Here is a 24,036-nt window from a genome sequence, read left to right as displayed (position 1 = left end):
CGGCGCTCTGCCATATTCATTGTGCGTTTAGGGCGCGGTTCGATCCAATCCCTATCCCGCCACCAATCTGGTTGTAAGATGCAAAACACACTTTCCCGCCGCGGCTTCCTCACCGCACTGACTGCAACAGCTGCAGCCGGTCTTGCAGGTTGCGCGCAGATCCGCAGCGATATGCCGGTCATCCGCGTCGACGATTATGGCAATCCCCTCACGCCGCAGACGGATGTCGATCCGGCTCTTGGCTCCTTCGAGGCGATGTATGCCGCCCGCGAGGATGGCGGCTTCCTCCTGCCGGCGATCCCGATCAGCAAGATGGACAAGCGTTACCTGCGCCAGATCGTCAGGGACCCCACCGGCGAGCAGCCGGGCACCATCGTCGTCGATACGCAGAACAAGTTCTGCTATCTCGTTCGCGAGAATGGCGAGGCTATCCGCTATGGCGTCGGTATCGGCCGCGACGGCTTTGCCTGGTCGGGCCGGGCCGTGATCCAGTGGAAGCGCCACTGGCCGAAATGGACGCCGCCGGACGAGATGGTCGCCCGCCAGCCGGAACTCGCGCAATACAGCGCCGCAAATGGCGGCATGCAGCCCGGGCTCAACAATCCGCTCGGCTCGCGCGCGCTTTATATTTTCCAGAATGGCGAGGATACGCTCTATCGCCTGCACGGATCGCCGGAATGGTGGTCGATTGGCAAGGCGGTTTCGTCCGGCTGCGTGCGCTTCCTCAACCAGGATATCATCGATCTCTACGACCGCGTCCCGAACAAGACGCCGATCGTCGTCATCTGATGCCGCAATGGGGGGCCGAGTTGCCCCCTTTTTGCTACGCCTTTACCAGTCTTTCGACCACATCGGCGAGCGAAACGCGCCAGTCCGGCATGGTGAAGCCGAAGCGCTTTTGCAGTTTGGCCGTCGAAAGGCGGGAATTTGCCGGGCGGGCCGCCTTGGTCGGATAATCGGCGGTGGCGATATCGGCTACATCGGCCACCGGACCGCCTCTTTCGGCGCTTTCTTCGAAGATGGCGCGGGCAAAACCGCTCCAGTTGACATCGCCGCTGCCCGCCAGATGGTAAATGCCATAATCGGCGAAGCCCGGCTCATTGCCGAGACGATCGACGACATGGATGATCGCATCGGCAATATCGAGCGCGCTGGTCGGATTGCCCCATTGGTCGCAAACGACCGACAGCCCGTCGCGCGTTTCAGCCAGTTTCAGCATCGTCTTGACGAAATTCCTGCCGAAAGGGCTGAAAATCCACGCCGTGCGCAGGATGATGTGGCGCGCATTGGCCGCTGCGACGAGGCGCTCGCCTTCAAGCTTGGAGCGCCCATAGGAACTTTTCGGCGCCACGGCATCGGTTTCGGCATAGGCCGAGGGCGCATCGCCGGAGAACACGTAATCCGTCGACAGGTGAATGACGGGCGCGCCGCAGGCCTGCGCCGCGGCAGCAACCGCTCCGGCACCTATGGCATTGACCGCGAAGGCGAGTTCCGGCTCGTCCTCCGCCTGGTCGACGGCCGTATAGGCCGCCGCCGAGACCACGATGTCGGGCCTTGCGGCCTCGATCGCCGCCCTGACGCTATCGGGGCGAGACAGATCGAGTTCCGGCCGACCGACCGCAATCACCTGCAGGTCGGGCACCTGCAGGTCGGGGCGGGCTGCCGACCGCTCCAGAAGGCTTTGGACAACCTGCCCTTCCTTTCCGGTGACCAGTATCTTCATGCGGCCCCGGCTTTGGCCTTCGCGTCTGCGCCGCCGAGACGCTCTCCGGCGTAGCGGCCGCTGCGGATCGGCTGCCACCACCATTCATTGTCGAGATACCATTGCACCGTCTTGTCGAGGCCGCTCTCGAACGTCTCCTGCGGGGTCCAGCCCAGTTCGCGCTCGATCTTCGAGGCATCGATGGCGTAGCGGCGATCATGGCCGGGGCGATCGGTGACGAAATTGATCAGATCGGCATAGGGCTTGCCATTGGCGCGCGGGCGCTTGCGATCGAGAACCGCGCAGATCGTCTTGACCACGTCGAGATTGGTGCGCTCCGAGCGGCCGCCAATATTATAGCTCTCGCCGAGCTTGCCCTGTGTCGCCACCAGTTCCAGCGCCCGGGCATGATCCTCGACGAACAGCCAGTCGCGGACATTGGCCCCGGCCCCATAGACCGGCAGGGGCTTTTCATCCAGCGCGTTGAGGATCACCAGCGGAATGAGCTTTTCCGGGAAATGGAAGGGCCCGTAATTGTTGGAGCAATTGGACAGGACCACCGGCAGACCGTAGGTTTCGTGCCATGCCCGCACCAGATGGTCGGAAGCTGCCTTGGAGGCCGAATAGGGCGAAGACGGATTGTAGGGCGTTTCCTCGGTGAAGATACCGCTGTCGAAGGGCAGATCGCCGAAAACCTCGTCGGTCGAGATATGGTGGAAGCGGAAGCGGGATTTGCGCTCGTCCGGCAATTCGCGCCAATAGGTCAGCGCCGCGTTGAGCAGGCGGAACGTGCCGACGATATTGGTTTCGATGAAGGCCGCCGGCCCGTCGATGGAACGATCGACATGGCTCTCCGCCGCCAGATGCATGATCACATCGATCTGGTTGTTGCGCAGAATGTCGAGAACGGAAACATCGTCGCAAATGTCGCCTTCGGCGAACTGGTAGTTCGGATGGTTTTCGATCTGCCGCAGCGATGCGAGATTGCCGGCATAGGTAAGCTTGTCGAGATTCACCACATTGATCGCGCGATTGGCGGCAAGATGCCGGCAAACCGCCGATCCGATGAAACCAGCACCACCAGTGACAAGAATGTTCATTTCATGATCCTCAAGCGAAAACTTCAGCGGCACCGAGCAGCGGAGCGTTGCGATCCTTGTCCGAGAGCGCAAACTCCGATGCCGGAAGCGGCCAGTCGATGCCGATCGCGGCATCACTGAACAAGATCGACCGATCATGCTCGGGCGAATAATAATCAGTCACCTTATAGACGACCTCGGTATGTTCGACGAGCGTGACGAAACCATGGGCGAAGCCCGCCGGCACCAGGATCTGGTTCCACTTCTCGGCCGATACTTCGAGCGAAACCCATTTGCCGAAGGTGGGCGAGCTTTTGCGGATGTCGACGACGACGTCCAATATGGAGCCGCGGACGACACGGACGAGCTTGTTCTGCGCCCGTGGCGGCAATTGATAGTGCAAGCCGCGCAGGACGCCCTTCGCCGCGGAATGGGAATGATTGTCCTGGACGAATTGCAGGTTGATGCCGGCCTCGGCGAACGACTTCTCATTATAGGTTTCCGACAAGAACCCGCGATGATCGCCGAATTTGCGCGGTGTTATTTCGAGGACTCCCTCGAGCCCGAGCGACCGTACTTGCATTGTCACATCCCTAATTCATCGACACGCCGGCGTAGATAGGCTGCATATTCGGTTTTTCCAAGCTTGGCCGCTCGCTCCAGCACGGCTTCACCGTTCAGCCAGCCCTTTTCCAGGCCGATCTCCTCCGGACAGGCGATCTTGATGCCCTGGCGCTTCTCGATCGTACGCACGAATGACGAGGCTTCATGCAGGCTGTCATGGGTGCCGGTGTCCAGCCAGGCATAGCCCCGGCCGAGCTGCCGCACGCTCAATTCGCCGCGTTCGAGATAGATATTGTTGACGGTGGTAATCTCCAGCTCGCCCCGGGCCGAAGGCTCGATCGAATGGGCGATGTCCACCACCTGATTGTCGTAGAAATAAAGCCCGGTGACCGCCCAATGGGATTTCGGCTTTTCCGGCTTCTCCTCGATGGAGATGGCCTTTCCGGTCTTGCTTTCGAATTCCACGACGCCATAGCGATGGGGATCGTCGACATGATAGGCGAACACGGAGCCGCCTTTCTTCACCGCGGCGGATGTCTGGCAAAGTTTCGACAGGCCGTCGCCGAAATAGATATTGTCGCCGAGGATCATCGCCACGCTGTCATTGCCGATGAATTCGCGGCCGATGATGAAGGCTTCCGCAAGGCCATTGGGTTGCGGCTGTTCGGCATAGGCGAAATTGACGCCGAATTCGCTGCCATCGCCCAGCAGCTTCTGGAACAGCGGCAGGTCGTGCGGCGTGGAGATGATCAATATGTCCTGGATGCCCGCAAGCATGAGCACGCTCAGTGGATAATAGATCATGGGTTTGTCGTAGATCGGAAGTATCTGCTTCGACACTGCTATCGTCAGGGGGTAGAGCCTCGTGCCGCTGCCGCCCGCCAGAATAATACCCTTCATCTAGATTCCCTTGTCCAATTCAGCTAAACGGCACCTCCTTAGCACCGCATTCACGTTTTGGCGACAGAGCGGAATACATATTCGGGCCGGACTCCCGGAACATTCTGTTAAAGTTGGTGACACCTTCATCATTGCCATCAGCAGAGATTGCCGAGGCGCGGCCGAACAAGGACAGGGAATGACAGACAGCACCGAAGCGGTTGCCGACAGACTTGAGCTGACGATTTCCATCGTCACGTTCGATCCCGATCCGACGCAACTGCGCACGACGCTGGAAAGCCTTGCCGAAGCACTCGTTCCGCTGGCGCCGGATGCGGTCCTCGTCACCCTCATCGACAATTCGCCCAAGGACGAAGTGTCGGCGCTGCTTCGGTCCATCGAATTCGGCGCACCGCTTCGGCTTCAGCATGGGCACGGCAATATAGGCTTCGGCCGCGGCCATAATCTGGCACTGGACAGGCTGGGCGAGTTCCATCTCATTCTCAATCCGGATGTCCAATTGCGATCCGACGCGCTGACCACGGCCTTGAGCTTCATGCGCGACAATCCGCAATGCGGACTTGTCACTCCCCATGCAGAATGGCCGGGCGGCCGGAAGCAATATTTGTGCAAGCGCTTTCCGCCGGCCTTCGATCTCTTGCTCAGGGGCTTTGCGCCGGCGCCAATCCGGTCGCTATTCCATGACCGCCTGTCGCGCTACGAAATGCGGGACGAGACACAAGACGAAACATTCTGGAACCCGCCGATCGTGAGCGGCTGCTTCATGTTCTTCCGCAGCGAGGTCCTGCGCCGGCTTGGCGGCTTCGACGAAGATTATTTCCTCTATTTCGAGGATTTCGACCTGTCGATCCGCTCCGCGCAAATCGCCAAGACCGCCTATGTGCCGATGGTACGGATCGTGCATGAGGGCGGCCATGCCGGACGAAAAGGCTGGTGGCATATCCGCCAGTTCCTGATTTCGGCCGCGCGCTTCTACCGGTCCCACGGCTTCAGGCTGTTTTGAGACCGGGGCGATTTACCGGTTGGCGGCGCGCCATTTCTCGGCCAGAACCTTGATCTTGTTCTCAGCCTCCGCGATCATCGGCGCATAGCGGTCATTGTCGATCCCCCAGAGCGTGGATGCGACATCCTCCCGGTGACCCGCGATGAAGGGCAGCGCCACGACAACCTTCAGGTCGTCCTGCCGTTCCATGTAGCGATCGACCGTATTGGTGCTGGCGTCCGTGTCCATGGGGTTCCATGCCGACAGTCGTTTCAGCGCGCGTTCACTGTAGATATTGAAAACATTGCTCATCATCTTGTCGATGGTCACATAGGTGCGGCCATCAACGTCATCGACAGACAGAACGCGTGCCGAGGTGTGAAGATCAGCCATGACGCCGGAAAAAATGTCCCAGTTTCCCTCGCATGTGTCGAGGTAGGCCATCACCTCCCCGAGTATCCGGCCAAAATCAGGGGGGAGGAGTATGTCGTCCTCGATGACGATCAATCTTTTCATGCCGTTGTCGAGCGCATAGCGCGACAAGGCGGTGAAGCTGCTGCCGCAGCCGACCCAGCCGAGACTGTTTCTTATTCCGTCGAAGATGACGCAGCCCTCGGGCAGAGCCTCGGTGATCGCCTGCCGGCGCTCGACCGTCTCCGGAAGGGAGAGCGCCAGGAAACTGCTTTTCTCGCGAAGGTAGATCGGTGTTTCCAGCACGACATTCGCCGGCAGCATGCCCAGGGCGCCAAGGAAGCGGTCGAACATGAAGTTGAAACGGCCGGCGCTGGCGGCAACGACGCCGCCGATGGTCGCATTCATGGTGTCGATATCGTCGAGCATGGCTTGCGCCGCGCTCATCATCGCTTCTATCGAGCCTTCCTCGAAGAACCTCACTGCCCCCGCCAGCTCCGGATAATCGTGCCGGTCGCGCGAACTCTCGGAAAGGATTGGTACGCCGAGCGAGATACATTCGCATATGCGCGGCATCTCCAGCAGCGCGCCCTCGTAATAGTGGATGTTGATGACCGCCCTTGCCGAACGGATGATTTCATACATCTCCTCGCCAAAGACCTCGTTGCAGATCTTCACCGAGTAGCGCGACTGGAGTTGCTTCAGGAACGCCCTGCGCCGTTCGGAGCTCAGGCTGTCGCCATAGAAGACGAAATCGTACTTCTTGGCCGTGTCCATACCCGTCGCGCCGCCGGTCACCGCCCCGATCGGCAGATAATGCACGGTCGGATATTTCACCTTGTGCTGGGCGAGGAACGCAATATTGGACAGCGAATAGTCGAGAACGCCCAACGATTCCCGCAATATCCTGAAATATTCCGGCGTGAACCAGCGCGAACTCACATGCTGTTCCAGCTGGAACACCACCCGCTTGTCCGCCGGCGGCAGGCTTTTGAACATTTGCGGGCAAAGGACGATGTAGAAGGCATGGTCGAAACGGTCGAGCTGGCCAATTATGACCTCGCTGCCCATGCCATGGGCTGCGAGCCGCGCGGAGATCGCATTGGCGATGAATTCCGTGTGCGGCGTGCAGAGGATGCCCCAGGTCGAACCGCCATCGCCCGCCAGGCGCTTGCGCACCTTCACCACCGCATGTTCGCGCCGATACCAGTCCAGGCGCTTCAGCAGGCCGGAAAAATCACCACGCCCGACATAGCGCAGGGCATTGACGATCTGCGTCAGACGATTGTTCAGTTTCCCCATCGAACTGCTTTCTCAGCCGAAATAGGCCGGCAGCACCTCATCCGGAGTGCCATCCACCTTGACGCGGCCATGTTCGAGCCAGATCACCCTGTTGCAGTTCTTCAGCATCAGTTCCTTGGAATGGCTGGCAAGGACGAGGATCTTGGTCGAATCGACCAGTTCCCGCATGCGCTGATTGGCCCGTTCCTTGAAATCCTCGTCGCCCGTCGACAGCCACTCATCCATGATGAGTATTTCCGGCCGCACGGCCGTGGAAGTGGCGAAGGCGAGGCGCAGCTGCATGCCCGAGGAGTAGGTTCTGAACGGCACGTCGAGAAACTCGCCCAGGCCGGAGAATTCCGCGATCTGCTCGAATTTCTCCGCGATTTCCTTCGGCTCCATCCCCATCATGGCCGAGCGAAGGCGGATGTTCTCGCGACCCGTCGCGTCGGGGTCGATGCCGAGATTGATATTGATCAGCGACACCGCATGGCCGCGGATGAGCGCGCTGCCCCGCGTCGGCGTGTAGATGCCGGAGAGCACGCGGAGCAATGTCGTCTTGCCCGAGCCATTATGGCCGATGAGGCCGACGCGATCGCCGTCGTTGAATTGCAGGGACACGTCGTCCAGGCCGCGCACGATGATCAACCCATCGCTACGCCGTTCGATCTTTCCGCCGGTGGCGATGCTCAGGACACGATTCTTGAGCGAGCGGCTTGAGGAATTGTAGATCGGGAATTCGACACTGACATTCTGAAGTCGGATGGAGCTCATTTTACAACCAATACGCTACGCGCCAACGATACTTGCCGAAGAATGCGATGGCGGCCAGCCAGCCGATGATCGCAATTCCGCCGGCGACGCCCCAGTTGAGCAGGGTGGGCGACGTGCCGAGCAGTGGCGCCCTGACCAGCTCGATGAAGTGGGCGAAGGGGTTCCATTCGATGAATGCCCGCGAGACATGGTCCGGCAATATCTTCACCATCCACATGATAGGCGTGGCGTAGAACAGGACCTGCAGCACGTTGGTGACCACCTGCGTCATGTCGCGGAACCGGGCGCAGACTATGGCCAGGACCAGCATGATCCAGGCGAGGTTGACGCAGAGCAGCAGGAAGCCGGGTATCGACCAGAGCACGCTGAAAGTGACGCCTTTTCCCATGATCAGAAGGAGGACGGGAAAGATCACGATATTATGGCCGAAGATGATCATGTTGCGCCAGAGTGCGCGCAATATATGGGTGAACAGCGGCATGCGGACCTGCAATATGATGCCTTCGGAGGAGCTGAAAGCCCCGCATCCTTCGGAAAGGCAGGACGTAATAAAGCCCCATGTGATGACGCCCGCGCAAAGATAGGGCAGGAATTCGTGCATCTCCGACTGGAACAGCGTGCCGAAGATGAGACCGAGCGCGCCGATGAACACGGCCATGTTCAGCGTCAGCCAGAAGGCGCCGACGCGCGAACGCCGGTAGCGCTGCGCTACATCCTGCCAGCCGAAGATCAGCGCCAGGCGGTATTTGACGAATGCCTCGACAATATCGCGCCAGGCGACGGCAATACCCGTCGTCGGCAGCGTCAGGTCTTCGCGATCGCTTTCTCGTTCCCGATAGGTTTCGACACTCATGCCTGGCCCTGGTGGTGTATGCTGGTCTCGATCAAATCCGGACGCCTTCTATACCAAAACAAGATGGATCGCCGTACCTGAAGAAATAAATCCCACAAGTCAACAGCGCACCTCTTCCTTGGCACCTCTTCCCTGAATGAGGCGCATTTACGACGCCGGGCCAAATAGGCCCGGATTGACGATGAACTGCGGCTAGCGCCGGCTCAGGCTGCCCAATATACCGCGGACCAGCGCCCGTCCGAGCGAGCTGCCGACCGATCGGACAACGGATTTCATCGCAGCTTCGGCGACAGTCTGCCGGCCGCGCGGCTGGCCGCCCCTGGGGCCCCTTTGCGGTTCCCCGCCGAGGAAATCCGGCAGTTTCCAGCCGCCGGTGCTGTCTGCGCTGGCTTCCTCCGGCTCCTTGGCCTCGACCGCCTTCTTCTGCAGCAATTCATAGGCGGATTCGCGATCCACCATCTCGTCATAGATGCCGACAACCGGACTGCTGTTGATCAGCGTGCGGCGCTCGTCCGGGGTGACCGGTCCGATACGTCCTGCCGGCGGGCGCATCAATGTGCGCTGCACGATCGACGGAACGCCCTTTTCGGCGAGGGCCGAGACCAGCGCTTCGCCGGTGCTCAGATTGGTGATCGCCTCGAACGTGTTGAAGTCCGGGTTCGGGCGGAACGTGTCTGCCGCGGTCTTGACCGCATTCTGCTCGCGCGGCGTATAGGCGCGGAGCGCGTGCTGGATGCGGTTGCCGAGCTGCGCCAATACGGTTTCCGGTACGTCCAGCGGGTTCTGCGAGATGAAGAAGACGCCGACGCCCTTGGACCGGATCAGCCGCACCACCTGCTCCACCCGGTCGAGCAGCGCCTTCGGCGCCTCGTTGAACAAAAGGTGGGCTTCGTCGAAGAAGAAGACGAGGCGAGGCTTTTCCGGATCGCCGACCTCGGGCAGTTCCTCGAAGAGCTCGGACAGGAGCCAGAGCAGGAAGGTCGAATAAAGCCGCGGGTTCATCATCAGCTTGTCGGCGGCGAGCACGCTGACGACGCCACGGCCATTGGTGTCGGTGCGCATGATATCCGAGATCTTGAGCGCCGGCTCGCCGAAGAATTTGGTGCCGCCCTGCTGTTCGAGAACCAGCAGCGAGCGCTGGATGGCGCCGACCGACGGCTTGGTGACATTGCCGTAGCGCGCCGAGATCTCTTCCGACCGCTCGGCAATATTGACCAGCAGTGCTTGCAGATCCTTCATGTCGAGGAGCAGCAGCCCCTCTTCGTCGGCGATCTTGAAGGCGATGTTCAGAACGCCCTCCTGCGCATCTGTCAGGTTCATGAGGCGCGACAGGAGCAAGGGGCCCATCTCCGAGATCGTCGCCCGGACAGGATGGCCCTGCTCGCCGAAAATGTCCCAGAAGATGACCGGCGACGCGCTGAATTCATAAGGCTCGAGCTTCACCTCGCCGGCGCGCTTCAGCAGGAAATCCTTGGCCTCGCCCTTCTCCGCTATGCCCGAAAGATCGCCCTTGATGTCGGCGCAGAAAACCGGCACGCCGACAGCCGAGAACCCCTCGGCGAGCACCTGCAGGCTCACCGTCTTGCCCGTACCGGTGGCGCCGGTGATGAGGCCGTGCCGGTTGCCGTATTTCAGGAGGAGTTCCACCGCCCCCTGGTAGCTGTCATCGGGCTTCCGGCTGGCACCAAGGAAAATGCTGTTCTCGGCCATGTCGTTCGTTCCTCGTCCTGCTGTGTTCGAATTCCATCGCAAATCAGGGCGCCCCCATCGGCCAGGACATCCCCATCGACATGAATCCGGTATAAACAGCCCTGGCCGTTGCGACAATGGGGCGCCTATGATTCAAGTTTCCGGCGATTCAAATTATTGGCAATTGAATTTCGAGCGGGATCGGCAGGCGCGACGATGGACGAACCAATGTCATTCTGCCGCGTTCTTCCCGGAATGGAGTTAAAAACGACCGGAAATGCCAGAAGCGGACTTGTGCGGCGGGCAATTCCTACATATTACGTAAACGTAATTCGAATAGACGGGAGATCGAACATGGAAGAACTCATCGCGCGCATCACTGCCAATGTCGGCACCAGCCCCGACACGGCCCGCAAGGCTGTCGGGCTCATTCTTGCGTTCCTGCAGAAGGAAGCGCCCGCCGACAAGGTGGACCAGCTCATCGCCGGCGTACCGGGCAGCGAGGCCGCCATTGCGGAAGCAAAAGGCAGCGGCGGGTTCCTTTCGGGGATGATGCCCGGCGTGATGGGCCTTGGCTCGCAGCTCATGGGCATGGGCCTCGGCATGGGCGAAATCAGCGGCATCTCCAAGGAAACCATTGCCTTTGCCCGCGAAAAGGCCGGCGACGGTCCCGTCGACGAGGTGGTGAACTCCATTCCCGGTCTCAGCCAGTTCGTCTGAGTCCAGCCTGGTTCAACGATCAGGCAAGTGCGCGCCCATCATGGACGCGCACTTCTTTTTTGCCCTGCCGTCACGTCCTGTTGATGGAAACGCCGCCATCGACCAGCATGGCCGAGCCGGTCATGAAGCTTGCCGCATCCGATGCCAGGAACAGCACCGAGCGGGCGATCTCCTCCGGTTCGGCCCGTCGTTTGAGCGCGTGCAGGTTCTCGACGAAAGCCAGCTTTTCCGGCGTGTCCACCCAGGCTTCCGCCATGGACGTCGCCGTTCCGCCGGGCAATATCGCGTTGACGCGGATGCCTTCGCTGCCGAGTTCCACCGCCAGCGTCTTCATCAGGCCAATGATTCCCGCCTTGCTTGCCGCATAGGCGGCTGTTCCCGGCATGCCGGCCGTATGGCCGACGAAAGTCGAGGTGAACAGCAGCGAACCGCCGCCGCGGCGCCGCAACGCGGGTATCTGGTATTTGGCGCCGAGAAAGGCGCCGGTCAGGTTGACGTCGAGCGTCGCTTTCCAGCCCTCCAGCGATATGTCGGCGCTGGGGCCCATCTCGCCATTGGTGCCGGCATTGTTGAAACCGATATCGAGCCCGCCGAATTCGCTCTCGGCCAGCGCCACCAGCGAGCGGGCAAAGGCTTCGTCGGCGACGTCGCCGGCAAGGAACAGCGCTGCCGTGCCGCGTGAGCGCAGCAATGCCGCAACTTCGCCGAGTTCCCTTTCCCTGCGGGCGGCGAGCACCAGATTGGCGCCCTCTTCCGCAAAGAGCAGCGCCGTCGCCCGGCCTATGCCGGAGCTCGCCCCGGTGATGATCGCCGTCTTTCCACACAATATTCCCATGATATTCCCTTTCAGCTTCTGGAACCTGCCGCTATCTCGATGGGCGCATCCTCCCGTGCCCGGCGGCGCTTCGCCACCCGAAAGCTGCGCGGCTTCGGAGCACATATTTTTCAAAAGCTTAGACCGGGTGACACTTTGCTTTATTGCGAAGCAGCATGGTTGCCCCTAAAGTCGCGCCAACAAATCGTGCAGCCGGGAGAAAGCATGGACGCGTCACTGCTCAAGGAAACGGAATTTGCCGCGATGGACCGGGACAAATGGGTCCAGCTCGCGCAAAATGCCCTGAAAGGCGCTGATTTCGACAGCACCCTGGTCTCCAGGACGGATGATGATGTTCTCATTCAGCCGCTCTACGACCGGCGGCGCAATGCACAGCTCGTTCCGCGGCGGCGTGCCGCGCGTCCCTGGCATATCGTGCAGCGCATCGACGATCCGGATCCCGTTCGCGCCAACAGGCAATTGCTCGAGGATCTCGACAATGGCGCCACCGGCATAGCGCTGGTGTTCGAAGGCGCGCCGAATGCTTTCGGCTATGGCTTGCCGGCGACGAAGGAAGCCGTCGACAAGGTGCTCTACGGCGTTCATCTCGACATGATCCATCTTCGCATGGACGTACACCCGAAGAGCCGCGCCTGTGCCGACTGGTTCGTCGATTACATGCGGCCGCGCGACGTCAACACCAAGACCCTGAGCTTTTCGATGGGCATCGATCCGGCTGCGACGCTGGCCGGCACCGGGCGGCTGCGCATGACGATCGCGGCGCTGAAGGCCTCGCTGCCGCAATCCCTGTCCGGCTTCTTCTCGCCCGACCTGCCGGGCATCGTCCTGGAGGCGGATGGACGCGTCTATCACAATGCCGGCGCGACCGAGGCCCAGGAGCTCGGCGCCATGCTGTCGATCGCGGCCGGGCATTTCCGCCTGTTCGAAGAGGCTCGCCAGCCCATCGTCTTCGCCGCGCCGCATATCGGCTTCGCCCTTTCCGTCGACCAGGACCAGTTCCTGTCGATCGCCAAGATTCGCGCCCTGCGCAAGCTCTGGGCCCGCCTGCAGGAGGCCTGCAATGTCCGCCCTGCGCCGACCATGATCCATGCGGAAACCTCGATGCGCATGATGACGAAGCGCGACCCGGAGACCAATATATTGCGCACGACCATCGCCGCCTTTGCCGCGGCGGTCGGCGGGGCGGACACCATCGCCGTGCTGCCGCATACGATCGCGCACGGGCTTCCCGATGCGGCCGCAAGGCGTCTCGCCCGCAATACGCAGCTCGTCCTCGCCGATGAAAGCAACCTTGCCTTCGTCGCCGACCCCGCCTGCGGCTCCGGCGCGGTGGAAACATTGACGGACGGGCTGTGCGAGGCCGCCTGGAAGGAATTCCAGCAGCTCGAAAGGGATGGCGGCATCCTGCAGAGCCTGGTGGACGGCAAGCTGCAGGCGCGCATCGTCGCCGCCCGGAACGAGCGCGCACGCGCCTTCGCCGACGGCAAGCGCTCGATCGTCGGCACGACGGTGTTCCCCGCCGGCAACGAGCGGCCCGTACGGGTGCTCGAGGCGCCACGGATGCCGCTTCCCACCGATGGCGTCGTCCACTGCCAGCCGCTCACCTTCCCGCGCATCGACGAAACATTGCAGGCATCCGCATAATGAGAGTTCCCGATTTCAGCACCATCGAGTGGTCCAGCCCGAAGAATTCGGCGGAGAAGCCGGATGCAGCGGTGTGGAAGACGCCGGAAGGCATCAAGGTCAAGCGGTCCTATGGCGAGACCAGCCTGCGCGGCGTGCCCCATCTCGACAGCTATCCCGGCGCCGCCCCCTTCATCCGCGGCCCCTACCCGACGATGTATGTGCAGCAGCCATGGACGATCCGGCAATATGCGGGTTTTTCCACGGCAGAGGAATCCAATGCCTTCTACCGGCGCAATCTCGCCGCGGGCCAGAAGGGATTGTCGGTGGCCTTCGATCTCGCCACCCATCGCGGTTATGACAGCGACCATCCGCGCGTGGCGGGCGATGTCGGCATGGCTGGCGTGGCCATCGATTCCATCCTCGACATGCAGCAATTGTTCGATGGCATACCGCTCGGCGAGATGACGGTTTCCATGACGATGAATGGCGCGGTCCTGCCGATCCTCGCGCTTTATATCGTCGCGGCGGAAGAACAGGGCGTGAAGCAGAGCCAGCTTGCCGGCACCATCCAGAACGACATCCTCAAGGAGTTCATGGTCCGCAACACCTATATCTACCCGCCGCAGCCCTCGATGCGGATCATCTCGGACATCTTCTCCTATACTTCGCAGCATATGCCGAAGTTCAACTCGATCTCGATTTCCGGCTATCACATGCAGGAAGCGGGAGCGACCGCCGATCTCGAACTGGCCTATACGATCGCCGACGGCATCGAATATGTGCGCGCGGGCGTGGCGGCGGGCCTCGACATAGACAGTTTCGCGCCACGTCTGTCGTTCTTCTGGGCCATCGGCATGAATTTCTTCATGGAGGTGGCGAAGCTGCGCGCGGCGCGGCTGTTGTGGTCCGTGCTGATGAAGAAGAACTTCAATCCGAAGGACGAACGGTCGCTATCCCTTCGGACCCACTCGCAGACGTCCGGCTGGTCGCTGACGGCGCAGGACCCGCACAACAACATCATGCGCACCATGGTCGAGGCGATGGCCTCGACGCAGGGCCACACCCAATCGCTGCACACGAATTCCTTCGACGAGGCGCTGGCGCTGCCGACGGATCATTCGGCGCGGATCGCCCGCAACACGCAGCTCGTGCTGCAGAAGGAATCCGGCACGACCCGCATCATCGATCCATGGGGCGGCTCGGCCTATGTCGAGCGGCTGACCCATGATCTCGCCCGCCGCGCCCTCACCCATATCGAGGAGATCGAGGCGCTGGGCGGCATGGCCGCGGCCATCGAGAAAGGCATTCCGAAACTGCGCATCGAGGCAGCAGCAGCCCGCACCCAGGCGCGCATCGACAGCGGCCAGCAGCCGGTGATCGGCGTCAATTCCTACCGCCCGTCGGAAGAGACCGAAGTCGATGTGCTGAAGGTGGACAATGCCGAGGTTCGTGCCCGGCAATTGTCGAAGCTGCAGCAGTTGAAGGGGACGCGCGACGTCGCCGAGGTCGACAGCGCCTTGACGGCGCTGACGGATGCGGCGCGCAGCGGCAAGGGCAATCTGCTCGAATTCGCCATCAGGGCCGCCCGCGCCCGCGCCACGGTCGGCGAAATCTCGCTGGCGCTGGAAAAGGCGTTCGGCCGGCATGTCGCCACGATCCGCACCATCTCCGGCGTCTACCGCAAGGAAGCCGGCAAGAGCGCGATCATGGACCGGGTGCAATCCAAGGCTGCGGCCTATGAGAAGCGCACGGGCGAAAAGCCGCGCATCCTGGTGGCGAAGATGGGCCAGGACGGGCATGATCGCGGCCAGAAGGTCATCGCCACGGCTTTTGGCGATCTGGGCTTCGACGTCGTCGTCGGCGCCATGTTCCAGACGCCGGACGAGGTGGCCGAACTCGCCGCCGAGAGCAATGTGAACATCATCGGCGTTTCCTCGCTTGCGGCCGGGCATCTGACGCTGGTGCCGGAATTGAAGGAGGCGCTGCAACGCCGCGGCCGAAGCGACATCCTGATCATCGTCGGCGGCGTGATCCCGCCACAGGATTACGAGGCGGTGCTGCAGGCCGGCGCGACGGCCATCTTCCCGCCGGGAACGGTCATCGGCGAAGCGGCCGAATCCCTGATCGACAAACTGATGGGTTCGCTCTGAATGATCACGATCTACACGCTCGACAAGGACCGGCTCGTCGCCCAGGCGGCAAAGGCCGGAGACCCGCTTCCGGACGGCACCGTCTGGATCGACCTGCTCCACCCGACGCGCGAGGAGGACCTGCAGACCGAGGAGTGGACGAAGGCCGCCATCCCGACTCATGAGGACATGGTGGAGATCGAGGAATCGAGCCGCTTCTATTCCGAGGCGGGTTCGCAATATCTGACCGCGTCGATCCTCTATGCGGGCGAGAACAATCATCACTCCATCGCCCCGATTTCCTTCATCCTCGCCGGAAAGTTCCTCGTCACGGTGCGCTACAGTGAGCCGAGGGCCTTCACGCTCTATACGAGCCGGGCGACCAAGAGCGGCAATGGCCTCGTCAGCGAGAATTGCAGCGGCGTGACCATACTCCTCGGCATCATCGAAGCGGTGACGGACCGTATCGCCGATATCCTCGAAGGCGTGGCCAGCGAGATCGACCATAATTCCGCGATGATCTTCCGGCGCTCCGAAAAGGACCGGCCGATGACCACCAAGAATTTTCGCGACAGCCTCACCCGCATCGGCGGACAAGGCGCCTTCCTGTCGAAGATCAGGGAGAGCACCGCCGGCGTCAGCCGCCTGCTCGTCTACATGACGGCGATCACCGACCAGAACAGCTACAAGAAGGAGACCCGCGCCTGGATCAAGTCGCTGGAGCGCGATACCCAGTCGCTGAGCACCTATGTGGATTTCCTGTCGAACAAGATCACCTTCCTGCTCGATACGGTGGTGGGACTGATCTCGATCGAGCAGAACGCGATCATCAAGATCTTTTCCGTCGCGGCGGTGGCCTTCATGCCGCCGACGCTGGTCGCCTCGATCTATGGCATGAACTTCCAGTTCATGCCGGAACTCAGCCAGGTCTGGGGCTATCCGATGGCACTCGGCCTGATGGTCGCCTCCGCGGTCATTCCGCTGCTGATCTTCAAGAAAAAGGGCTGGCTATAGCCGGGACAATGCGGCTCAGCGGACGGACAGGCTGAGGATTTCCCACTCGCGCTCGTTCAGCACGAAGGATTCGCCCACCGCCTTGCCGAACATCTGCACCGCCAGCGGCGAGACATGCGATATCTTGCCCTGCGCCGCATCGGCCTCGTCCTCGCCGACAATGGTCCAGCTCTGGCTGCGATCGTCCTCGTCGACGATCTCGACGGTCATGCCGAAGCGCACGACATCGCTATGCGGGTCGGGCTGCGATAGTTCCGCCGTCTCGCGGCGCGCCTTCCAGTAGCGAAGATCGCGGGACGCGCGGGCGATCAGTTCGCGGTCGGCCTCCGAATTTCCCTTCGCCAGGGCATCATGCGCGGCGGCGAGCTCCGCCTCGATCATGGCGAGCCCATTGGGCGTCACCAGATTGCGGTGGCTGCTGACCGGACGCTCGCCGACATCGATGGAGGCGTTGCTGTCGTCCTCTTTGGTAAAAGCTCTGCTCATGGATATCAGGTAGGTATTGCGGCCCCGCAGGGCAAGTGCAAGCCTGTGCAGGCGTCGCCGGCCTAGCCGATGAGCGCCTCGGTCAGGACTTCCGTCGGGCTGACGACGCCATAGGTGATGCCGTTCCAATTGCGCATTTCGCGATCGGCGAAACGGTCGAGCTTCGATTCGAGCTCGTCCTCGGCGCGGAAGATCCGCCCCAGCACGGTGGCGATGATCGCTTCGGCGGCGCGCGTCGCGCCATCGTCGCATTTGACGGCAATGCCGAGCCCGAGTTCCGGCAAGGCGCCGGTGAACACGCCCTCGGCGCCCGTCTTGACGAATATCCGCCCCGGCGCCATCTCCATCAGCCGCGTGCAGGCGCGGCCGGTGCCCGCCACGTAGAACGGCGCCGCCATCGCCGCATCGACGAGCCGCCGCGCGGCCTTGCGGCGTTCCGCTTCGAGCCCGACGCCGCTCGCCATGCGGGCAAAGCCGTGGGCGAGATTGCGCAGCGGAATGGCATAGGTCGGGATCGAACAGCCATCGGTGCCGCATTGATCGAGCGCGTGCGGCGCGCCGGTCACGCCCTCCATCGCGTCGCGCACCAGATCCTGCTCGGGCGAGCCGAGGGCCGAATAGCCCTTCTTTTCGAGGCCGAGATGCTGGCAGGTGCACAGGAAGCCGGCATGTTTGCCGGAGCAATTATTGTGCAGCGGCGTCGGCTGCCCGCCGCTTCTCGCAAGCTCGATCGTCACCGCCTGTTCGAAAGGCCAATGGGTACCGCACTCCAGCGCCGAGGCATCGAGGCCGGCCTGGCGCAGCATTTGCTCGGCCTTGGCGACGTGCAGGGGCTCGCCCGAATGCGAGGCGCAGGCCATCGCCAGCTCTTCATTGCCGAAACCATAGGCATCCGCCGCGCCGCTTTCGACCAGCGGCAGCGCCTGGATCGCCTTTATGGCCGAACGCGGGAAAACAGGGCGCTCAATATCGCCGAGCGAGAACACCAGCCGCCCATCGCCATCGACGACGGCGACGGCGCCGCGATGGAGGCTCTCCACCGTTTCACCGCGAAATACTTCCACCAGAACCGGGTTGCTCATGATTTGCGCTGTCCTTCGATCAGACCGAACCGGCCGAAACTCCTGACCTTATAGAATGGTCGCGCGCGCAAATCCATTGCAGATGCAGCGGGTGGACGAACCGGCCTCACAGCGCCGGCTTCTGCCAGTCCATGACAAGGAAATGCGGCACGCGGCGGTGGCGCTCGATCTTGAGCGGGTCGCCGCCATAGGGCGCCGGCTCGTCGAAATAGCGCAGTTGCAGCCCATGGCCGAGCAGGATGCGCATATAGAGGCTGAGGGGCCGGTGCCAGTTGCGCACCCTTATTCCCAGCCATTCATACCATTCCGGCCGTTCCTCGAGGTAATTGTCGATGTAGAAGCGCGGATTGCCGTCGGCATCCTTCATCCAGCCGCGCGGCGGCCCGGCCGTGTTGAAACTGTTGAGATTGGCGATCAGCAGCGTGCCGCCGGGTTTCAGCACCCTGACCATTTCGGCGAGGGCATTATGAATGTCGGGAATATCCACCAATGTCAGGTAGCTGACCACGAGATCGAAGCTCTCATCGGCGAATTCGAGCCGTTCCGCGCGGCCATCGCGATAGTCGCCGGCCGGGTCCTTCTCGCGGGCCCGGCAGAGCAGCCTTTCCGTCGGGTCGACGCCGATCGTCCTGATGCCCTCCGCCGCCAGCATCCGGCAGAACCGCCCCTCGCCGCAGCCGACATCCAGCGCGCTGGCAAAGCCCCTGCCGCGGATGCGCGACATCATCGGCGCATCGAGAACGAAGCGGCGGCCGAAATCCCCGTCTTCCCCCTGAACGTCGATCCAGGCCGAAGCAGATTCCGTCCACCCGTTTTCGATCATGCTTTATTTTATCCGCTCAAGAACCGATACGTAATTGGCGACTGCCGCCCCACCCATATTGAATATGCCGGCAAGCCTGGCGTCTGCAACCTGTATTCCGCCGGCCTCACCCATAAGTTGCATCGACGACAGGACGTGCATGGAAACGCCGCTGGCGCCGATCGGGTGGCCCTTGGCCTTCAGCCCGCCGGATGGATTGACCGGCAGGCGCCCGCCCATGGCCGTCTGGCCCTCCAGCGCCACCTTGGCGCCCTCGCCCGGCCGCGCCAGGCCCATCGCCTCATATTCGATCAGTTCAGCGATGGTGAAGCAATCATGGGTCTCGACGAAGGAAAGATCGTCGATGGTCACGCCGGCCTCGCCGAGAGCGCGTTTCCAGCCCTCCTCGCAGCCCTCGAAGCGCAGAATGTCGCGCCTGGATATGGGCAGGAAGTCCTGCACGTGCTGCGCGGCGCGGAACGCCACCGCCCGGCGCATGCGCAGCGCCGTCTGCGTGTCGGTCAGCACCAGTGCCGCCGCGCCATCGGAAACGAGCGAGCAATCGGTGCGCTTGAGCGGCCCGGCGACAAAGGGGTTCTTCTCGCTTTCATGGCGGCAGAATTCATAGCCGAGATCCTTGCGCATCTGCGCATAGGGATTGTTGACGCCGTTCTTGTGGTTCTTGGCGGCAATCGTCGCCAGGGCATCGGACTGGTCGCCATATTTCTGGAAATAGGCGGCGGCGATCTGGCCGAACACACCGGCGAACCCGGCGGGCGTATCGCCCTCTTCCGGCAGATAGGAAGCCTTGAGCAGGTTCTTGCCGATCTCGGGTCCGGGCGTCGAGGTCATCTTTTCGACGCCGACGACGAGCACCACCCGCGCCGAGCCGGCTCGGATCGTCTTTATGCCCTGATGAACCGCCGCCGAGCCCGTGGCGCAGGCGTTTTCGACGCGCGTCGCCGGCTTGAAGCGGAATGCGTCGCTCGCCTGCAATACGAGGCTCGCGGTGAAATCCTGCGGCGAGAACCCGGCATTGAAATGGCCGAGCACGATTTCATCGACATCTTCGGGTCCGATACCGGCATGATCGAGCGCCGCAACGGCTGCCTTGACGATCAGCGTCTCGACCGTCTCTTCCTCCAGTTTGCCAAAGGGCAAATGGGACCATCCCACGATGCAGGCTGTCATAACTTCCTCCAAAAACCGTCTCCTCAACGTAAAGATGCGCCCGCGCCCGTGCAAGGTAAAGCAGCATAATCACTACATTCCTGCGCATAGTTTTTTATTGATTGAGCAGTCAATCAAGAATAGGATCATGCGGAATCCAGGACCCCGCTCATGCCCAAGATTGGAATGGAACCCCTGCGCAAGCGCGCATTGATCGATGCCGCCATCCGGGCCATCGGCGACCGCGGCTCGCTCGACGTGACCGTCGCGCAGATCGCCCAGGAAGCCGGCGTTTCGGCGGCCCTCGCCCATCATTATTTCGGCGGCAAGGAGCAGCTCTTCCTTGCCACCATGCGGCATCTTTTGACCGAGCTCGGGCAGGACCTGCGCTCCGCCCTGCACCAGGCAACGACCCCCGCGGCAAGGGTTGCCGCCGTCATCGCGGTCAATTTCTCCGCATCGCAGTTCGCGCCGCAGACCGTCGCCGCCTGGCTGACCTTCTATATTCACGCGCAGCAATCGGAAGAAACGCGCCGGCTGTTGCGGGTCTATGCGCGGCGGCTGCATTCGAACCTTGCCCATGCGCTGTGCCAGCTGACCGACCGGGCAAGCGCGGTCGCGATCGCCGAGGGCGCGGGCGCGCTGATCGACGGCCTCTATATCCGCCATGCCCTGCGCAACGGCGCGCCGGATGCGGTCGCGGCCATCGCCCTCGTCGAAGATTACGTAGCCACCAAACTCGCCTGCGGAAGAAAAGCATGAAGCCCAATATCCTCATCCTGATGGTCGACCAGCTCAACGGAACCTTCTTTCCGGACGGCCCCGCCGATTTTCTGCATGCGCCGCACCTGAAGGCGCTGGCGGCGCGCTCGGCCCGCTTCGTCAATACCTATACGGCCTCGCCGCTCTGCGCCCCGGCGCGGGCCTCGTTCATGTCGGGGCAGCTGCCTTCGCGCACGCGCGTCTACGACAATGCCGCCGAATTCGCCTCCGACATTCCGACCTATGCGCATCATCTGCGTCGGGCGGGCTATTACACCGGGCTTTCCGGCAAGATGCACTTTGTCGGTCCCGACCAGCTGCACGGTTTCGAGGAGCGGCTGACCACGGATATCTATCCGGCCGATTTCGGCTGGACGCCGGATTACCGCAAGCCGGGCGAGCGGATCGACTGGTGGTATCACAATCTCGGCTCGGTGACGGGCGCGGGCGTCGCCGAGATAACCAACCAGATGGAATATGATGACGAGGTGGCGTTCCACGCCCGGCAGAAGCTCTACCAATTGGCGCGCCGCCCGGCCGAAGAGCACCGCCGTCCCTGGTGCCTGACCGTATCCTTCACCCATCCGCATGATCCCTATGTGGCGCGGCGCAAATATTGGGACCTCTACGAGGATTGCCCGGCGCTCGACCCGGAGGTGGGCGCCATCGATTTCGCCCGGCAGGACCCGCATTCGCAGCGGCTGCTGGAGGCCTGCGACCATGGCGCCTTCGAAATCACGCGCGATGAGGTCAGGCGGGCGCGGCGCGGCTACTTCGCCAATATCTCCTATGTCGACGACAAGATCGGCGCGTTGATCGAGACGTTGCAAACGACGCGTATGCTCGACGATACGATCATCCTCTTCACCTCCGATCATGGCGACATGCTCGGCGAGCGCGGCTTGTGGTTCAAGATGAACTTCTTCGAAGGTTCGGCCCGCGTGCCGCTGATGATAGCGGCGCACGGCATCGACCCGGCCGCCATCACCCGGCCGGTCTCGACGCTCGACATCAATCCGACCCTTGCCGCCCTCGCCGGCATCGAGATCGCCGACGTCATGCCCTGGACCGATGGCTGCGATCTGACGCCGCTGCTGCATGGCGGCGAGCGGACGGAACCGGTGCTGATGGAATATGCCGCCGAAGGTTCGAACGCCCCGCTCGTCTCCATCCGCGAGGGGCGCTACAAGTTCATCCATTGCGAGATCGATCCGCCGCAACTGTTTGATCTGGAATCCGATCCCCTGGAAAAGGTCAACCTTGCCGCCGATCCGGCCCATGCGGCGACGCTGGCCAGCTTCCAGGAGAAGGCGCGCCAGCGCTGGGACATGGCAGCTTTCGATGCGGCGGTGCGGGAAAGCCAGGCGCGGCGGTGGGTGGTCTACGAGGCGCTGCGCAACGGTTCCTATTATCCATGGGACTACCAGCCGCTGCAGCGGGCGTCGGAGCGCTACATGCGCAACCATATGGATCTGAACGTTCTGGAAGAGAACGCCCGCTTTCCGCGCGGCGAGTGAGGCGAATGTGGAAGCAGATTTCGTCATTATCGGCTCCGGCTCGGCGGGTTCTGCCATGGCCTACCGGCTGTCGGAGGATGGCCGGCATTCGGTGATCGTCATCGAATATGGCGGCACGGATATCGGCCCCTTCATCCAGATGCCGGCGGCGCTGTCGTTTCCGATGAACATGAGCACCTATGATTGGGGCTTCTCCTCCGAGCCCGAGCCGCATCTCGGCGGCCGCCGTCTGGTGACGCCGCGCGGCAAGGTCATCGGCGGATCGTCCTCGATCAACGGCATGGTCTATGTGCGCGGCCATGCGCGCGATTTCGACCATTGGGCGGAGAGCGGCGCGGCCGGTTGGTCCTATGCCGACGTGCTTCCCTATTTCAAGCGCATGGAGAACTCCAGGGGCGGCGAGGCCGGGTGGCGCGGCACCGATGGGCCGCTCCATGTGCAACGCGGCAAGCGCGACAATCCACTGTTCCACGCCTTTGTCGCGGCGGGACAGCAGGCGGGATTCGAAGTCACCGAGGATTATAACGGCTCGAAGCAGGAAGGTTTCGGACCGATGGAGCAGACCATCTACAAGGGGCGGCGCTGGTCGGCGGCCAATGCCTATCTGCGCCCTGCCCTCAAGCGGCAGAATGTCAGGCTCGTCAATGGCTTGGCGCGAAAAGTGCTGATCGAGAATCAAAAGGCGGTCGGCGTCGAGATTGCGCGGCGCGGCCGGACCGAGACCGTGCGGGCGCGGCGCGAAGTCATCATCGCCGCCTCGTCGATCAATTCGCCCAAGCTGCTGATGCTTTCGGGCATCGGCCCGGCGGCGCAGCTGCGCGCGTTGGGGATCGAGGTCGTCGCGGACCGGCCGGGCGTCGGCGCCAATCTGCAGGACCATCTCGAGGTCTATATCCAGCAGGAGAGCCTGAAGCCGATCACCCTGAACTCGCGCCTCGGCCTGTTCTCCAAGGCGATGATCGGCGCGCAATGGCTGTTCTTCAAGACCGGGCATGGCGCGACCAACCATTTCGAATCCGCCGCCTTCGTACGCTCGAAGGCCGGCGTCGATTATCCCGACATCCAATATCATTTCCTGCCGGCGGCCGTCCGCTATGACGGCAAGGCCGCGGCCAAGGGCCATGGTTTCCAGGCGCATGTCGGGCCAATGCGCTCGCGCTCGCGCGGCAGCGTCACCCTCCGCTCGGCCGATCCGTTCGACAAGCCGAAGATCCAGTTCAACTACATGTCGCATCCCGAGGATTGGGCCGACTTCCGCCACGCGGTAAGGCTGACGCGCGAGATATTCGGCCAGGAGGCGCTGACGCTCTATCGGGGCCGGGAAATATCGCCGGGGTCCGCCGTGCAATCGGACGAGGAGATCGACGATTTCCTGCGCGAGCATGTGGAAAGCGCGTTCCACCCCTGCGGGACGTGCAGGATGGGCGCGGCCTCGGACCCGATGGCGGTGGTCGACCCGCTCTGCCGCGTCATCGGCGTTGCCGGGCTGCGCGTCGCCGATTCCTCGATCTTCCCGCGCGTGACCAATGGCAATCTCAACGGCCCTTCCATCATGACCGGCGAAAAGGCCTCCGACCATATTCTCGGCCGCGATCCGCTGCCGCGCTCGAACCAGGAACCGTGGATCAATCCGCGCTGGGAAGTGAGCGACCGCTGAC

22 protein-coding genes are annotated in these 24,036 nt (G+C 62.3%); 9 read left to right on the top strand and 13 right to left on the bottom strand.

All coding sequences use genetic code 11. The features are described 5' to 3' along the window. Positions 1-78: 78 nt before the first annotated feature. Entirely contained in the window at positions 79-789 is a 711-nt protein-coding gene (locus tag OSJ75_RS20690) for a L,D-transpeptidase (protein ID WP_267229331.1), read from the top strand. A gap of 34 nt (positions 790-823) precedes the next feature. Here the strand turns inward: OSJ75_RS20690 and rfbD are convergent, their stop codons facing one another. Genes rfbD through rfbA form a run of 4 tightly spaced genes read right to left on the bottom strand, consistent with a single transcriptional unit; the run spans position 824 to position 4,245 of the window. Then, on the bottom strand, positions 824-1,723 hold the full coding sequence (rfbD, locus tag OSJ75_RS20685; protein WP_267229330.1) for a dTDP-4-dehydrorhamnose reductase: 900 nt from the start codon (positions 1,721-1,723) through the stop codon (positions 824-826). Then, a complete protein-coding gene (gene rfbB, locus OSJ75_RS20680; protein WP_267229329.1) occupies positions 1,720-2,802 on the bottom strand; it encodes a dTDP-glucose 4,6-dehydratase in 1,083 nt (360 codons plus the stop codon). The genes rfbD and rfbB overlap by 4 nt, the downstream gene beginning before the upstream one ends. 10 nt (positions 2,803-2,812) lie before the next feature. After that, on the bottom strand, positions 2,813-3,364 hold the full coding sequence (rfbC, locus tag OSJ75_RS20675; RefSeq protein ID WP_250014698.1) for a dTDP-4-dehydrorhamnose 3,5-epimerase: 552 nt from the start codon (positions 3,362-3,364) through the stop codon (positions 2,813-2,815). Between the two features lie 2 nt (positions 3,365-3,366). Further along, complete coding sequence (gene rfbA / locus OSJ75_RS20670) at positions 3,367-4,245, bottom strand: glucose-1-phosphate thymidylyltransferase RfbA (RefSeq protein ID WP_250014701.1); 879 nt, start codon at positions 4,243-4,245, stop codon at positions 3,367-3,369. 178 nt (positions 4,246-4,423) lie between these two features. On the opposite strand from rfbA, the gene OSJ75_RS20665 reads away from it, so the two are divergent. Then, a complete protein-coding gene (locus OSJ75_RS20665; RefSeq protein WP_267229328.1) occupies positions 4,424-5,248 on the top strand; it encodes a glycosyltransferase family 2 protein in 825 nt (274 codons plus the stop codon). Positions 5,249-5,260: 12 nt separating this feature from the next. Here the strand turns inward: OSJ75_RS20665 and OSJ75_RS20660 are convergent, their stop codons facing one another. The 4 genes from OSJ75_RS20660 to OSJ75_RS20645 form a co-directional block, all read right to left on the bottom strand. Further along, positions 5,261-6,940: a methyltransferase type 11 gene (locus OSJ75_RS20660; protein WP_267229327.1), complete on the bottom strand. Its 1,680-nt coding sequence runs from the start codon at positions 6,938-6,940 to the stop codon at positions 5,261-5,263. A 12-nt stretch (positions 6,941-6,952) separates the two neighbouring features. Further along, on the bottom strand, positions 6,953-7,693 hold the full coding sequence (locus tag OSJ75_RS20655) for an ABC transporter ATP-binding protein (protein ID WP_267229326.1): 741 nt from the start codon (positions 7,691-7,693) through the stop codon (positions 6,953-6,955). A 1-nt stretch (position 7,694) separates the two neighbouring features. Then, a complete protein-coding gene (locus OSJ75_RS20650; RefSeq protein WP_250014709.1) occupies positions 7,695-8,546 on the bottom strand; it encodes an ABC transporter permease in 852 nt (283 codons plus the stop codon). 192 nt (positions 8,547-8,738) lie between these two features. Then, positions 8,739-10,256, bottom strand: a complete 1,518-nt coding sequence (locus OSJ75_RS20645) for a helicase HerA-like C-terminal domain-containing protein (protein ID WP_250014710.1) — start codon at positions 10,254-10,256, stop codon at positions 8,739-8,741. Positions 10,257-10,589: 333 nt separating this feature from the next. Between OSJ75_RS20645 and OSJ75_RS20640 the strand changes: the two genes are divergently transcribed. After that, positions 10,590-10,955, top strand: a complete 366-nt coding sequence (locus OSJ75_RS20640; RefSeq protein ID WP_250014711.1) for a DUF2267 domain-containing protein — start codon at positions 10,590-10,592, stop codon at positions 10,953-10,955. 70 nt (positions 10,956-11,025) lie between these two features. Here the strand turns inward: OSJ75_RS20640 and OSJ75_RS20635 are convergent, their stop codons facing one another. Continuing rightward, positions 11,026-11,790, bottom strand: a complete 765-nt coding sequence (locus tag OSJ75_RS20635) for an SDR family oxidoreductase (protein WP_267229325.1) — start codon at positions 11,788-11,790, stop codon at positions 11,026-11,028. A 204-nt stretch (positions 11,791-11,994) separates the two neighbouring features. Between OSJ75_RS20635 and OSJ75_RS20630 the strand changes: the two genes are divergently transcribed. Genes OSJ75_RS20630 through OSJ75_RS20620 form a run of 3 tightly spaced genes read left to right on the top strand, consistent with a single transcriptional unit; the run spans position 11,995 to position 16,559 of the window. Next, the gene (locus tag OSJ75_RS20630) at positions 11,995-13,434 is read left to right on the top strand and encodes a methylmalonyl-CoA mutase subunit beta (protein ID WP_267229324.1); all 1,440 of its coding nucleotides are present in this window, start codon (positions 11,995-11,997) and stop codon (positions 13,432-13,434) included. Then, a complete protein-coding gene (gene scpA, locus OSJ75_RS20625) occupies positions 13,434-15,566 on the top strand; it encodes a methylmalonyl-CoA mutase (RefSeq protein ID WP_267229323.1) in 2,133 nt (710 codons plus the stop codon). Before OSJ75_RS20630 ends, scpA begins: the two co-directional genes overlap by 1 nt. Beyond that, the gene (locus OSJ75_RS20620) at positions 15,567-16,559 is read left to right on the top strand and encodes a magnesium transporter CorA family protein (protein WP_267229322.1); all 993 of its coding nucleotides are present in this window, start codon (positions 15,567-15,569) and stop codon (positions 16,557-16,559) included. A 15-nt stretch (positions 16,560-16,574) separates the two neighbouring features. On the opposite strand, the gene OSJ75_RS20615 is transcribed toward OSJ75_RS20620, so the two are convergent. From OSJ75_RS20615 to OSJ75_RS20600, 4 genes are all read right to left on the bottom strand, one after another. Next, entirely contained in the window at positions 16,575-17,045 is a 471-nt protein-coding gene (locus OSJ75_RS20615; RefSeq protein ID WP_267229321.1) for a GreA/GreB family elongation factor, read from the bottom strand. Positions 17,046-17,107: 62 nt separating this feature from the next. Beyond that, complete coding sequence (locus OSJ75_RS20610) at positions 17,108-18,130, bottom strand: asparaginase (RefSeq protein ID WP_267229370.1); 1,023 nt, start codon at positions 18,128-18,130, stop codon at positions 17,108-17,110. 103 nt (positions 18,131-18,233) lie between these two features. After that, a complete protein-coding gene (locus OSJ75_RS20605) occupies positions 18,234-18,950 on the bottom strand; it encodes a class I SAM-dependent methyltransferase (RefSeq protein ID WP_267229320.1) in 717 nt (238 codons plus the stop codon). 3 nt (positions 18,951-18,953) lie between these two features. After that, positions 18,954-20,120 (bottom strand): acetyl-CoA acetyltransferase, encoded by a 1,167-nt coding sequence (locus OSJ75_RS20600; protein WP_267229319.1) that lies wholly within the window; start codon positions 20,118-20,120, stop codon positions 18,954-18,956. A gap of 150 nt (positions 20,121-20,270) precedes the next feature. On the opposite strand from OSJ75_RS20600, the gene betI reads away from it, so the two are divergent. From betI to betA, 3 genes are read left to right on the top strand one after another with little or no spacing between them, the layout of a single operon-like run. Continuing rightward, complete coding sequence (gene betI, locus OSJ75_RS20595; protein WP_250014723.1) at positions 20,271-20,861, top strand: transcriptional regulator BetI; 591 nt, start codon at positions 20,271-20,273, stop codon at positions 20,859-20,861. Then, positions 20,858-22,378 (top strand): choline-sulfatase, encoded by a 1,521-nt coding sequence (betC, locus tag OSJ75_RS20590; RefSeq protein WP_267229318.1) that lies wholly within the window; start codon positions 20,858-20,860, stop codon positions 22,376-22,378. Before betI ends, betC begins: the two co-directional genes overlap by 4 nt. A 7-nt stretch (positions 22,379-22,385) precedes the next feature. Further along, positions 22,386-24,035 carry a choline dehydrogenase gene (gene betA, locus OSJ75_RS20585; RefSeq protein ID WP_267229317.1) on the top strand — a complete coding sequence of 550 codons (1,650 nt, stop codon included), beginning with the start codon at positions 22,386-22,388 and terminating at the stop codon, positions 24,033-24,035. Position 24,036 lies beyond the last annotated feature (1 nt).

Origin of the sequence: Phyllobacterium sp. 0TCS1.6A, assembly GCF_026420825.1 — a bacterium.
Classification (GTDB): Bacteria; Pseudomonadota; Alphaproteobacteria; order Rhizobiales; family Rhizobiaceae; genus Phyllobacterium.
Note: the sequence above shows the minus strand (reverse complement) of the source record. Positions and strands in the feature narration are given on the sequence as shown.

Excerpts from the sequence above, each read along its gene's own strand:
- betI (WP_250014723.1), top strand. The coding sequence starts at position 20,271 with ATGCCCAAGATTGGAATGGAACCCCTGCGCAAGCGCGCATTGATCGAT.
- rfbC (WP_250014698.1), bottom strand. The coding sequence starts at position 3,364 with ATGCAAGTACGGTCGCTCGGGCTCGAGGGAGTCCTCGAAATAACACCG.
- OSJ75_RS20640 (WP_250014711.1), top strand. The coding sequence starts at position 10,590 with ATGGAAGAACTCATCGCGCGCATCACTGCCAATGTCGGCACCAGCCCC.
- rfbB (WP_267229329.1), bottom strand. The coding sequence starts at position 2,802 with ATGAACATTCTTGTCACTGGTGGTGCTGGTTTCATCGGATCGGCGGTT.
- rfbA (WP_250014701.1), bottom strand. The coding sequence starts at position 4,245 with ATGAAGGGTATTATTCTGGCGGGCGGCAGCGGCACGAGGCTCTACCCC.
- OSJ75_RS20630 (WP_267229324.1), top strand. The coding sequence starts at position 11,995 with ATGGACGCGTCACTGCTCAAGGAAACGGAATTTGCCGCGATGGACCGG.
- scpA (WP_267229323.1), top strand. The coding sequence starts at position 13,434 with ATGAGAGTTCCCGATTTCAGCACCATCGAGTGGTCCAGCCCGAAGAAT.
- rfbD (WP_267229330.1), bottom strand. The coding sequence starts at position 1,723 with ATGAAGATACTGGTCACCGGAAAGGAAGGGCAGGTTGTCCAAAGCCTT.
- OSJ75_RS20655 (WP_267229326.1), bottom strand. The coding sequence starts at position 7,693 with ATGAGCTCCATCCGACTTCAGAATGTCAGTGTCGAATTCCCGATCTAC.
- betC (WP_267229318.1), top strand. The coding sequence starts at position 20,858 with ATGAAGCCCAATATCCTCATCCTGATGGTCGACCAGCTCAACGGAACC.
- OSJ75_RS20615 (WP_267229321.1), bottom strand. The coding sequence starts at position 17,045 with ATGAGCAGAGCTTTTACCAAAGAGGACGACAGCAACGCCTCCATCGAT.
- OSJ75_RS20605 (WP_267229320.1), bottom strand. The coding sequence starts at position 18,950 with ATGATCGAAAACGGGTGGACGGAATCTGCTTCGGCCTGGATCGACGTT.
- OSJ75_RS20620 (WP_267229322.1), top strand. The coding sequence starts at position 15,567 with ATGATCACGATCTACACGCTCGACAAGGACCGGCTCGTCGCCCAGGCG.
- OSJ75_RS20690 (WP_267229331.1), top strand. The coding sequence starts at position 79 with ATGCAAAACACACTTTCCCGCCGCGGCTTCCTCACCGCACTGACTGCA.
- OSJ75_RS20645 (WP_250014710.1), bottom strand. The coding sequence starts at position 10,256 with ATGGCCGAGAACAGCATTTTCCTTGGTGCCAGCCGGAAGCCCGATGAC.
- OSJ75_RS20660 (WP_267229327.1), bottom strand. The coding sequence starts at position 6,940 with ATGGGGAAACTGAACAATCGTCTGACGCAGATCGTCAATGCCCTGCGC.
- OSJ75_RS20635 (WP_267229325.1), bottom strand. The coding sequence starts at position 11,790 with ATGGGAATATTGTGTGGAAAGACGGCGATCATCACCGGGGCGAGCTCC.
- OSJ75_RS20650 (WP_250014709.1), bottom strand. The coding sequence starts at position 8,546 with ATGAGTGTCGAAACCTATCGGGAACGAGAAAGCGATCGCGAAGACCTG.
- OSJ75_RS20665 (WP_267229328.1), top strand. The coding sequence starts at position 4,424 with ATGACAGACAGCACCGAAGCGGTTGCCGACAGACTTGAGCTGACGATT.
- OSJ75_RS20600 (WP_267229319.1), bottom strand. The coding sequence starts at position 20,120 with ATGACAGCCTGCATCGTGGGATGGTCCCATTTGCCCTTTGGCAAACTG.